We start from the raw sequence: 700 nt of genomic DNA on the forward strand, positions 1-700 counted from the left end.
GTGGTGCCACGACTTCGGCGGTGTACTTGAGCCCCGCTACATTGTCGGCGCAGAATCACTTGACCAGTGAGCTATTACGCACTCTTTCAAGGGTGGCTGCTTCTAAGCCAACCTCCTGGTTGTCACTGCGACTCCACATCCTTTCCCACTTAGCACACGCTTAGGGGCCTTAGTCGGTGATCTGGGCTGTTTCCCTCTCGACCACGGAGCTTATCCCCCGCAGTCTCACTGCCACGCTCAACTTACCGGCATTCGAAGTTTGGCTGACGTCAGTAACCTTGTCGGGCCCATCAGCCATCCAGAGCCCTACCTCCGGCAAGCAACACGTAACGCTGCACCTAAATGCATTTCGGGGAGAACCAGCTATCACGGAGTTTGATTGGCCTTTCACCCCTACACACAGGTCATCCCCCAGGTTTTCAACCCTGGTGGGTTCGGTCCTCCACGCAGTCTTACCCACGCTTCAACCTGCCCATGCGTAGATCACCCCGCTTCGGGTCTACAGCATGCGACTCAAACGCCCTATTCAGACTCGCTTTCGCTACGGCTCCCCCACACGGGTTAACCTCGCCACACACCATAACTCGCAGGCTCATTCTTCAAAAGGCACGCAGTCACATCACAGCCGCCCGAAGACGACTACGCTCCTACGGCTTGTAGGCACACGGTTTCAGGTACTATTTCACGACCCCTCACCGGG

General features: G+C 56.7%; 1 rRNA gene. It reads right to left on the reverse strand.

From position 1 onward, the window contains the following. Positions 1 to 700 (reverse strand): 23S ribosomal RNA (locus tag QSK36_RS43040); the annotation flags it as partial.

The organism is Microbispora sp. NBRC 16548 (assembly GCF_030268985.1).
In the GTDB taxonomy this organism is placed as follows: Bacteria; Actinomycetota; Actinomycetes; order Streptosporangiales; family Streptosporangiaceae; genus Microbispora; species Microbispora catharanthi.